At 72.9% G+C, this 8,977-nt stretch carries 9 protein-coding genes; 3 read left to right on the top strand and 6 right to left on the bottom strand.

All coding sequences use genetic code 11. The annotated features are described in order from the left end of the window. Positions 1–132 precede the first annotated feature (132 nt). From ACFWM2_RS19190 to ACFWM2_RS19175, 4 genes are all read right to left on the bottom strand, one after another. Positions 133–1,182, bottom strand: a complete 1,050-nt coding sequence (locus tag ACFWM2_RS19190) for an aminotransferase class V-fold PLP-dependent enzyme (RefSeq protein ID WP_383280801.1) — start codon at positions 1,180–1,182, stop codon at positions 133–135. A gap of 138 nt (positions 1,183–1,320) precedes the next feature. After that, on the bottom strand, positions 1,321–2,040 hold the full coding sequence (locus ACFWM2_RS19185) for a DsbA family oxidoreductase (RefSeq protein WP_383280799.1): 720 nt from the start codon (positions 2,038–2,040) through the stop codon (positions 1,321–1,323). A gap of 96 nt (positions 2,041–2,136) precedes the next feature. Further along, on the bottom strand, positions 2,137–2,643 hold the full coding sequence (locus ACFWM2_RS19180) for a GNAT family N-acetyltransferase (protein ID WP_383280796.1): 507 nt from the start codon (positions 2,641–2,643) through the stop codon (positions 2,137–2,139). Then, positions 2,640–3,635 carry a GlxA family transcriptional regulator gene (locus ACFWM2_RS19175; protein ID WP_383280793.1) on the bottom strand — a complete coding sequence of 332 codons (996 nt, stop codon included), beginning with the start codon at positions 3,633–3,635 and terminating at the stop codon, positions 2,640–2,642. Before ACFWM2_RS19175 ends, ACFWM2_RS19180 begins: the two co-directional genes overlap by 4 nt. 71 nt (positions 3,636–3,706) lie before the next feature. On the opposite strand from ACFWM2_RS19175, the gene ACFWM2_RS19170 reads away from it, so the two are divergent. Continuing rightward, positions 3,707–5,146 carry an MFS transporter gene (locus ACFWM2_RS19170; RefSeq protein ID WP_383280790.1) on the top strand — a complete coding sequence of 480 codons (1,440 nt, stop codon included), beginning with the start codon at positions 3,707–3,709 and terminating at the stop codon, positions 5,144–5,146. A 216-nt stretch (positions 5,147–5,362) separates the two neighbouring features. Here ACFWM2_RS19170 and ACFWM2_RS19165 read toward each other — a convergent pair whose 3' ends face one another. Both ACFWM2_RS19165 and ACFWM2_RS19160 read right to left on the bottom strand, forming a co-directional pair. Further along, positions 5,363–5,971, bottom strand: a complete 609-nt coding sequence (locus tag ACFWM2_RS19165; protein WP_383280787.1) for a DUF1349 domain-containing protein — start codon at positions 5,969–5,971, stop codon at positions 5,363–5,365. 26 nt (positions 5,972–5,997) lie between these two features. Continuing rightward, positions 5,998–7,527, bottom strand: coding sequence for an aldehyde dehydrogenase (NADP(+)) (locus ACFWM2_RS19160; RefSeq protein ID WP_383280784.1), 1,530 nt, complete (start codon positions 7,525–7,527; stop codon positions 5,998–6,000). Between the two features lie 143 nt (positions 7,528–7,670). On the opposite strand from ACFWM2_RS19160, the gene ACFWM2_RS19155 reads away from it, so the two are divergent. Together ACFWM2_RS19155 and ACFWM2_RS19150 are read left to right on the top strand one after the other, a co-directional pair. Continuing rightward, entirely contained in the window at positions 7,671–8,444 is a 774-nt protein-coding gene (locus ACFWM2_RS19155) for an IclR family transcriptional regulator (protein ID WP_383280781.1), read from the top strand. A 1-nt stretch (position 8,445) separates the two neighbouring features. After that, the gene (locus ACFWM2_RS19150; RefSeq protein ID WP_383280778.1) at positions 8,446–8,934 is read left to right on the top strand and encodes a GNAT family N-acetyltransferase; all 489 of its coding nucleotides are present in this window, start codon (positions 8,446–8,448) and stop codon (positions 8,932–8,934) included. Positions 8,935–8,977: the final 43 nt, after the last annotated feature.

The following is an 8,977-nucleotide window of genomic DNA, read 5'->3' as shown; positions in this document are numbered from 1 at the left end:
ATAGCGGGGTGGGGTGGGGGGGGGTGGGGCGGGCGGCGTTCAGGGGGTGGGGGCGGGCTGTGGTTGGGGCGTGTCCTGCGCTCTCCTCCCCCCCCCCCCCCCCCACGCCGTGCCACGGCACCGGGACGGAGGTCAGCCCGACAGGACGTCCAGCAGCCGGTCGACGTCGGCGGACGTGTTGTACAGGTGGAAGGCCGCCCTCAAGTTGCCGGCGCGGTCGGAGACTTCGACTCCCGCACGGCTCAGGTCCGGCTGCCGGTCACCCAGTCCGGGCACGGAGACGATGGCCGACCCGGGCGCCGGGACCGGCGCGTGGCCGAGCTCCTGAAGTCCCGCGCGGAAGCGGTCCGCCAGGGCGAGGTCATGGGTCCGTACGGTGTCCACGCCCAGTTCCGCGATCAGTTCGAGGGAGTGCCGGGCACCGGCGTACGAGAAGAGGCTCGGGCTCTCGTCGAACCGCCGTGCGGAGTGGGCGAGTTCCTCGACCGGGCCGTAGCAGCTGTCCCAGGGGCGCTCCCCCGCGACCCAGCCCGCGAAGAGCGGGGTGAGTCCCCCGAGGTCCTCCGGCACGACCAGGAAGGCCACGCCCCGCGGGCAGACGAGCCACTTGAAGGCGACGGAGGAGACGTAGTCGTACGCGTCCGCGTCCACCGGCAGCCAGCCGGCGGCCTGCGACACGTCGATGTACGTACGGGCCCCGTGCGTCCGCGCGGCCTCGCGGATCGCCGGCAGATCGGCGATCCGGCCGTCCGCCGACTGCGCGGCACTGACCGCGACCAGCGCCGTGCCGGGGCGCACCGCGTCGGCGATCCGCTCCAGCGGCACCGTGCGCACCTTGAGGTCCCCGCGGACGTGGAAGGGGTTCACGACGGAGGTGAAGTCGGCCTCGGCGGTGAGGACCTCGGCGCCGGCGGGCAGCGAGCCCGCGATCAGGCCGGTGTAGACGGCGACCGAGGCCCCGGCCGCGACCCGCCGCTCGGACACCCCGACCAGCCGGGCGAAGGCGGCCCGGGACGCTTCCACGTCCGCGAACATGTCCTGCGGCTGCCCGGCCGCGACCGATTCGACGCCGGCCCGCATGGCGTCCACCGCGCGGACCGGGAGCAGCCCGGTACTCGCGGTGTTCAGATAGGTGTTCTTCGGGGCGAACTCGGCTCGTACGAGGGTCTCGAAGGTCTCCATGGGACCACTCTGCGGCCCCTGGATCCCCCCGTCCATTGCCGATTTCTGCGTGGATCCGCCAAGAAGCGCTTATACATGCCCTCCGACCTGCGCTTTTCCTTGCTGGTCGGGAGTCGGTGGGGTCGGCGCGGTCGGTGCTCAGTTCTGCGGTACGGCGCAGCCGTCCGGACCGCAGGCCTCCGCGTCCCCGCCGGCCTCCTGGATCAGCTTCAGCGGCGAGCGCTCGCCCCACGCCTGGGTCAGGGCCTGGGTGAACGACTCGACGGGCTGGGCGCCCGAGACGCCGTACTTCCGGTCGAGGACGAAGAAGGGCACGCCGGTGGCGCCCAGCTCGGCCGCCTCGCGCTCGTCGGCCCGCACGTCGTCGGCGTACGCGGCCGGGTCGGCGAGGACCTTGCGGGCCGCGTCCGCGTCGAGTCCGGCGGCGACGGCCAGCTCCACGAGCCGCTCGTCGTCGTCGAAGACGGACCGCTCCTCCGCGAAGTTCGCCCGGTAGAGCAGGCCGACCAGTTCGTCCTGGCGGCCGTGCTCCTTGGCGAGGTGCAGCAGCCGGTGCATGTCGAAGGTGCTGCCGTGGTCGCGGCCCTCGGTGCGGTACTCCAGGCCCTCGGCGGCGGCGTTCTCGCCGAGTCGGTCCTCGGCGGCCCGCGCCTGCGCCTCGCTCATCCCGTACTTCTTGGCGAGCATCGGCAGGACGAGTCCGGTGTCCCCCTTGGCGCGGCCCGGGTCGAGCTCGAAGGAGCGGTGCACCACCTCGACCTCGTCGCGGTGCGGGAAGGCGTCGAGCGCCTTCTCGAAGCGGGCCTTGCCCACGTAGCACCACGGGCAGGCGATGTCGCTCCAGATCTCGACGCGCATGTCTTCGGCTCTCTCCAGGTCGTACGGGTGCGGAGGCGCGCTCCGCCGGTGCGGAGTCCTCCTCCGCCCACTGTGTGAACGTTCAAGCGGGCAGGCTCATTCCCCGGTCACCGCATAGCGCAGGTCCAGGTGATGGTCCCCCTCGGCGGGCGGCTTCTCCGGGTCGGGGACCCAGCCCTGGCGGGCGTAGAAGGCCTGCGCGCGCCGGTTGTCGACGTGCACGTCGAGCGTGGCGGTCCGCTTCCCGTCGGCCCGCCACTCCTCGACGCAGGCCGCGTGCAGCGCGGTGCCGATGCCGGCGCGCCAGTGGTCGGGGTCGACGTGGAACTGGAAGAGCTTGACGGTGTCGGCGGGGGCGCCGTCGGCGGTGCGGAAGGAGGCCAGGCCGACGATCCGGCCCTGTTCGACGACGCACAGCACATGTCCGTCCGGCCGCTCGACGGCGGTGCGCCAGGTCCCGAGCCAGTCCGTGCCGTCCTCCGGCACTCCGTCCGGGTAGTACGTCGCCCGGGCACGCGCGTGCAGGGCGGTGACAGCCGGCGCCTCGGCGGGCAGGGCGGTCCTGATCACCCGGTTCACATGGGTCACACGGTCCTCGATCATGCAGCGGAGGACGTCTCGGCCGGTGCCGTGGTTCCGATGCGGGTGAACTGGGCGCGGTACGCGCTCGGAGTGAGACCGGTGCGGCGGACCAGGTGGCCGCGGAGCGAGTCGGCGGTGCCGAGCCCGCAGGCGCCGGCGATCCGGTCCATGGGCAGGGTGGTCGTCTCCAGGAGTTCCTTGGCGCGTTCGATGCGCTGGTGCAGGAGCCACTGCAGGGGGCTCACCCCGCTCTCGGCGTGGAAGCGACGGGTGAGCGTGCGGACGCTGACGCCCGCGTGCCGGGCGAGTTCGGTGAGGGTGAGCGGCTTGTCGAGGTTGCGCATGGCCCAGCCGCGGGTGTCGGCGCAGAAGGTGCCCCGCTCGGGCGGCAGCGGAGTCTGGGTGAACTGGGTCTGGCCGCCGGGCCGTACGGGGGCGACGAGGGCGAGCCGGGCCACCTGGTTGGCGACGGCGGCGCCGTAGTCGGTGCGGATGATGTGCAGGCACAGGTCGATGCCGGCGGCGTACCCGGACGAGGTCATGATCTGGCCGTCGTGCACGTACAGGACGTCGCCCTTGAGGTCGAGTGCCGGATACCGCTTGCGCAGTTCCTCGGCCAGTTCCCAGTACGTCGTGACCGGGCGGCCGTCGAGGAGTCCGGCCTCGGCGAGCACGAAGGCGCCGCTGCAGATGGACGCGACCCGCTTGCCGGCGGCGGCGGCCTCGCGGACGGCGGCCACCGTCCGCGGATCGGGCACGTAGCGCTGTCCGGTGCCCGCGACGAGGACCGTGTCCGCTTCCCGCACGGCGTCGAGTCCGTGCCGCACATACAGGTCGAGGCCGCCGGTGGTGGACACCGGGCCCGGCTCCGGGGCGCAGATCACCACCTCGTAGCCCGGATCCCCGTCGACCTCGACCTTCGTGAACAGCAGTTCCGGGATGGCGAGGTTGAACATCGAGACGGGGGACGCGGCCACCACGGCGACGCGGCGGACACCCTGCGGGCGGGTCATGGCCAGAACCTCCGGATGTATGGCGTTCGGGCCACTACTGTACGCCGCCGGGGATCCGCAGCATGGAGGACATGTCAACGAACACGACCCCCGGGACACCTGCCACGGACGGCCGAATCCCTTGCGGGGAGGCGGAGTCGCCTTACGGGAAGAAGGCGGAGTCCCCTTGCGGGGAAGCGGAGTCGGGGCACCCCGCGCATCCCGCCTCGCCCGCCCTCACCCTTCTCGCCGCCCTGCTCGGCTTCGCGCTGATCACCCTCGACGCGTCCGTCGTGAACGTGGCCCTCCCGTCGATCGGCTCGGTGCTCGGCGGCGGGATGTCGGGGCTCCAGTGGGTGGTGGACGCCTACACCCTGGCCTTCGCGGCACTGATGCTCTCCACCGGGGCCTTCTCGGATCGGGTCGGGGCGAGCCGGGCGTACGGCATCGGGATCGCGGTGTTCACGCTGGCGTCCGTGGCCTGCGGTCTCGCGCCGGACCTGCGGGTCCTGATCGCGTCGCGCGTGGTGCAGGGCGCGGCCGCGGCCGTGGTGCTGCCCGCCTCGCTCGCGCTGGTGCGGCAGGCGTACGCGGACGCCGCCAAGCGGGCGCGCGCGGTGGCGCTGTGGGCGGCGGGCGGCTCGATCGCGGTGGCGCTGGGACCCGTGGCGGGCGGAGCGCTGACCACGGTGTGGGACTGGCGGGGCATCTTCTTCATCAACGTGCCGCTGGGCGCGGTGGCGCTCGCGCTGCTGCTGCGGGCACCCCGGTCCGCGCGCCGGCCCGCGCCGCTGGATCTGCCGGGCCAGTTCACCGCGGTCGTCGCGCTGACGGCGCTGACGTTCGCGGTGATCGAGGGCGGGACGACGGGGCTCGTGGCGCTGGCCGTGGCGGTGGGGGCGGCCGTCGTCTTCCTCCGTGTCGAAGCGCGGCAGGCGCATCCCGTCGTGCCGCTCGGGCTGTTCCGCAGCCGGGAGGTGAGCGTGGTGGTCGCCGCGGGAGCCGCGTGCAGCGTCGCCTTCTACGGAGTCGTGTTCCTGTTCTCGCTCTTCTTCCAGCAGGTGCAGGGGCGTTCGGCGCTGTACGCCGGGCTGATGTTCCTGCCGATGACCGGGCTGATCGCGGTCACCAACATCCTCGCCGGGAAGCTCGCCGGGCGTTTCGGTCCCCGGCTGCCGATGCTGGTCGGCCAGTCGCTGGCCGCCGTCGGGCTGCTCGTCCTCCTGTACGTCGACACCACCACGCCGTCCGGCCTGGTGGCCGTCCTTCTCGTCCCCCTGGCCCTCGGGTGCGCGCTGACCATTCCGCCGCTCACGGCGGCGATGATGGACGCGGTGCCCGCCGACCGGGCCGGGCTGGCGGCCGGGGTCCTGAACTCCGCCCGCCAGGTGGCGGGCGGCCTCTCCATCGCCGCGTTCGGCTCCCTTGTCGCGGGGGGCTTCGCATCGGGGATGCGGGTCGGTCTGGCCCTGAGCGCGGTACTGCTCGCCGCAACGGCCGCGGCAACGGTCGGCTTGCGGGTGACCCGCTGATCTTTCCTCGCCCCGTACCGGGACCAGCCCCCGGGCCCCCGCTCCCCAAACGCAGGAGGGGCTGATTTTCAGCCCGTCCGGCGATTGAGGACGAGCGCGTCAGCGCGATACGGGGGTCTGGGGCGGAGCCCCCAGGAGCAAGGGACGAGCGGGGACGGGCGGGGGCGGCAGGGGCGAAAACCCCGTAGGGGCACCCGCCGCACCCCGCCCCCGGGGTCACGTCCCGTCGCGCAGCCCGTCCGGCCAGGAATCCCGGAACTCGACGTGGTCGTACGTGACCACGCACCCCTCGCCCACCGGCGACTGCGCGAGGAACCCAACCAGCGCGGCGGAGGTCTCCTTCTCACCGGCGAGGGTGAAGAGCCGGACGAACGTCCAGTGGACCCCGTCACGGGAGGCGTGGAAGGCGAAGGCACGCCCGGTGCGACTGACCCGCAGCCACACGGAACTGCCGTCCACGGCAAAGGAGTTCGCGTCGTCGGAGTGCCCCCGAGTGACCACCGTGCAGACGGTGGGCACGTCCGGCGAGTACTCGAGACACAGCTTCGCCCAGGCCCGCTCCCCCACGTGGACGTAGAGGACACCCGCGTCGAAGGAGGCGGCGAACCCCACGGTCACCCGGGCGATCAGCTGGAAGTCCCCTTCGGGGGCACCCAGCAGCCGGGGCGCGTCGGACGCGGGATCGAGGGCCTCGCCGGTGGGCGCCACGAAGCGGTCCTGCCGCGCCCCCGCCCAGCCGGAGAGCACCCCGTCCTCGTACGCCCAGTGGCCGTCAGGCCCGTAGGTGCGGAGCGAAAAGGGGAGTTCGGGGAGTTGGACGTCCATCCGCCGAGTGTCCCAGGCCCGGGTGATCAGCGCTCCAGCCGGCCGTCGTAACGGCGGGGCAGCCCAAGGGGGTTGTCGTCGCGCAGCTCCGGCGGCAGCAGCGCCTCCGGCGCGTTCTGGTACGCCACCGGCCGCAGCCAGCGTTCGATGGCCGTGCCGCCGACGGAGGTCGAGGTGGACGTCGTCGCCGGGTAGGGGCCGCCGTGGTGCTGGGCGGGGGCGACGGCGACGCCCGTCGGCCAGCCGTTGACCAGGACGCGGCCGGCGAGCGGGGTCAGCTCGGCGAGGATCTCGGCGCCACGCCCCTCACCCGCGGCCTCCTCGGCGGAGAGGTGCACGGTCGCGGTCAGGTTGCCGGGAAGGCGGGAGAGGACCGCGCCGGCCTCGGCGTCGTCCTCGTAACGGGCGACGACCGTGAGCGGGCCGAAGCACTCCTCCAGCAGCAGGTCGTGCTCCCCCGCGGCGGCGAGCCGCTGTGCGGGCACGGTCAGGAAGCCCGGGCTCACCGTGTGGTCGCTGCCCGCGCCCGGGGTCACCGGGGCGTCCACGTCCGGGAGTTGGGCACGCTCGGCGACTCCGGCGACGAAGTTGTCGCGCATACGGTGGTCCAGGAGCACCCCGGCGGCGGTGTCGCTGACGGCGTCCGTCAGGGACTTGACCAGGCGGTCGCCGACCGCCCCGGCGGGCGCCAGCACGAGGCCCGGCTTCACGCAGAACTGGCCCACGCCGAGCGTCATCGAGCCCGCGAGCCCGGTGCCGATCGCCTCGGCGCGCTCGGCGGCCGCGGCCTCGGTGATGACGACGGGGTTGAGCGAGCCGAGCTCGCCGTGGAAGGGGATCGGCACGGGACGGGCGGCCGCCGCGTCGAAGAGGGCCCGGCCGCCTCGTACGGAACCGGTGAATCCGGCCGCCGTGACCAGCGGGTGCCTGACCAGCTCGACGCCCGCCTCGAAGCCGTGCACCAGGCCGACGACGCCCGCCGGGATGTCGTGCCGCGCGGCGGCCCTGCGCAGGACGTTCGCGACCAGCTCGGAGAGCGCCGGGTGGTCGGGATGCGCCTTGACCACGACCGGGCACCCGGCAGCCAGCGCGCTCGCGGTGTCGCCACCGGGCACCGAGAAGGCGAAGGGGAAGTTCGAGGCCGAGTAGACGGCGACGACGCCCAGCGGCACCTTGTAGCGGCGCAGGTCCGGGATCGGCGGGGTGGCCGTGTCGTCGGGGTGGTTGATCACGACGTCGAGGAAGGCGCCTTCGTCGACAATGTCCGCGAACGCCCGCAACTGGTAGCAGGTGCGCGCGAGTTCACCGGTGAGGCGGACGGGCCCGAGCGCGGTCTCGGCGTCCGCGGCCTCCACGAGGTGACCCTTGGAGCCTTCCAGCAGGTCCGCGGCGGTGCGCAGGAACGCCGAGCGCACCACGCGGTCGGCGAGGGATCCTCTGGCGGCGTGCGCGGCGCGGACGGCCTCGTCCACCTCCTGGGCTGTGGCCTCCACCGCAACCTGCTCGCGCTGCTTCCCGGTTCGGGGGTCGACACTCCAGACTGGTGCTGCTGCCACCGCGGGTCCCTCCAGATGTGTTGCCGCAGTTCTTCACCGCAGTTCTTACGTCACCACCAGGCTCGTTCGATATACTGAACGCTGTCTCTGCTGGTGAATATGATGCGGAGACTATTTCCCGTCGAACGAAGGGGTCAAGGGCGATGTCGGCAGTCGAGACAGGCGGCGGGGCACAGGTCAAGTCCGCGGTGAGGACCGTGGAATTGCTCGAGTACTTCGCCGGCCGCCCCGGTATGCACTCCTTGGCCGCAGTGCAGGAAGCCGTCGGCTACCCGAAGTCGAGTCTGTACATGCTGCTGCGCACGCTCGTGGAGCTCGGCTGGGTGGAGACGGACGCGACGGGCACGCGGTACGGCATCGGCGTACGCGCCCTGCTGGTCGGCACGTCGTACATCGACGGCGACGAGGTGGTGGCCGCGGCCCGGCCCACGCTCGACCGGCTGTCGGACGACACGACCGAGACGATCCACCTGGCGCGCCTGGACGGCACGAACGTCGTCTATCTGGCCACCCGCCAGTCGCAGCACTATCTGCGCCCCTTCACCCGGGTCGGCCGCCGCCTCCCCGCGCACTCGACCTCGCTCGGCAAGGCGCTGCTCGCCACCCACACCGACGAGCAGGTCCGCAAGATGCTCCCGGAGACGCTTCCGGCGCTCACCGAGCACACCATCACCGACCGGGAGAAGCTCATCGAGGAGCTGCGCCAGGTGCGGGAGCAGGGGTTCGCCGTGGACCGCGAGGAGAACACGCTGGGCCTGCGCTGCTTCGGCGTGGCGATCCCGTACCGCACGCCGGCCCGGGACGCGATCAGCTGCTCGGTGCCGGTGGCCCGGCTCACCCCGGCGCACGAGCAGATGGTCAAGGACGCCCTGTTCGACGCCCGCGACCGGCTCACACTGGCCACCCGGAGGCTCTGAGGTGGAGGTGGCCCTGCGCCCGGTCCACGACAGTGACCTGCCGGTCTTCTTCCGTCAGATGAACGACCCCGAGGCGTACCGCATGGCCGCGTTCACCTCGGCCAGGGACCCCGCCGACTGGGACCTCTTCGCCGCCCACTGGGAGCGCATCCGGACCTCGTCCGACGTGGTCCTCCGTACGGTCCTGGCCGACGGTGACGTGGTCGGCCACACCGCCGTGTACGGGGACCCCGGCGAGCGCGAGGTCACGTACTGGATCGACCGCACGTACTGGGGCCGGGGCATCGCGACCTCGGCGTTGCGCACCCTGCTGACGCAGGTCCCCGAGCGTCCGCTGCACGCACGGGCGGCGGCGGACAACCTGGCGTCCCACCGGGTGCTGGCGAAGTGCGGCTTCCGCGAGACAGGCCGGTCGCGCGACTACGCCCACGCCCGGGGCGAGGACATGGACGAGGTGGCCCTCGTCCTGGACGGCCCTTCCACGGGGTGAGGCCCCGGCCGGCCCGCCCACCCGCGCGCCGGGTCCGCACGTC

The sequence above is a fragment of the Streptomyces sp. NPDC058371 genome, assembly GCF_042723265.1.
Taxonomy (GTDB): domain Bacteria; phylum Actinomycetota; class Actinomycetes; order Streptomycetales; family Streptomycetaceae; genus Streptomyces.
This window is presented reverse-complemented; position numbering and strand designations above follow the sequence as displayed.